This window comes from Streptomyces torulosus (assembly GCF_001419765.1).
Lineage (GTDB): Bacteria > Actinomycetota > Actinomycetes > Streptomycetales > Streptomycetaceae > Streptomyces > Streptomyces torulosus.
On the sequence record NZ_LIRK01001031.1, the window covers coordinates 1 to 1,264 of the forward strand.

1 pseudogene is annotated in these 1,264 nt (G+C 74.4%); it reads left to right on the top strand.

Annotated elements, in window-relative coordinates:
- Nucleotides 1-277: 277 nt before the first annotated feature.
- Nucleotides 278-1,264 (top strand): annotated as a pseudogene (locus tag AOK23_RS43790) (pyridoxal phosphate-dependent decarboxylase family protein); the annotation flags it as partial.

Here is a 1,264-nt window from a genome sequence, read left to right on the forward strand (position 1 = left end):
GGGTAGAGGGGGCGACGGGGGCGCAAGGGCAGCCGCTCGAAGCGTTGTACGGAGCCGTCGTGACACCACCGTCGGAAGCGCCGTAGGGCACCGTCGTCAGTCGGCCGCCCGAAGCCCGGTGCGGCGCCGCGTCAATCGGCTACCCGAAGCCGGGTACGGCGCCGATGTCGCGCACGGTCGGAAGCACGGTAAGGCGCCGTCGTTGCGCCGCCGACCAGTCCAGTTTCCTCGAAGTGGCCCACGACCGGGCCTCCGTCCCGCCCTACGCTGCGGATTCATGGACCCCGTGCTCGCCGACGATCTCTCCCGGCTCCCCGATCTCCTGCAGTCCGCCCGTGACTTCGCCGCCAAGGAGGTGGCGGGCATCGCGGAGCGCCCCGTCGCCCGACCCGGCGGCCGGCCCGGTCCCGTACCGCTTCCGTCGGCGGGCATCGGGGCGGAGGGTGCCCTCGCCCGCTTCGCGGAGCGCTGGGCGCCGGGATTCTCCGGCTCCGCCGGGCCCCGTTACCTCGGTTTCGTCACCGGGGGCGCCACCCCGGCGGCCGTCACCGGGGACTGGCTGACCAGCGCCTACGACCAGAACGTGTCCGGGGGCGGCGACTCCTTCGCGACGGCCCTGGAGCGCGAGACCCTGGGCTGGCTGCGGGAGTTGTTCGGCCTGGGCGGGGAGTACGGGGGCGCGTTCGTGACCGGCGCGACCGTCTCCAACACGGTGGGGCTGGCCGTCGCCCGTGAGTGGCTCGGCGAGCGGCTGGGCGTGGACGTGTCCCGCGAGGGCGTGGCGGCCCTCGGCCCCGTCGACGTCCTGTCCGGCAGCCCGCACTCCAGCGTCACCAAGGCGCTCTCCGTCCTCGGCATCGGCCGGGACCGCCTGCGCACGGTCCCGCTGCTGCCCGGCGGCCGGGAGGCGGTGGACGTGGAGGCGCTCGCCGCCGCCCTGGAATCGCTCGGCGGGCGCCCGGCGGTCGTCGTGGCCAACGCCGGGACGGTGAACACGGTCGACTTCGACGATCTGCGGGCCGTCGCCGCGCTGAAGGAGCGGTACGACTTCTGGTTGCACGTCGACGCCGCCTTCGGCGGTCTGCGTCGACCTGCACAAGTGGCTGAACGTGCCCTACGACGCGGCCGTCCAGTTCACCCGCCGCCAGGACCTCCAGGTCCGCGTCTTCCACAACGCCTCCCCGTACCTGGGCCTCCCCTCCGGCGAGCCCGACTTCCTGCACCTCACCCCCGAGAACTCCCGGCGGCTGCGCGCCCTGCCCGC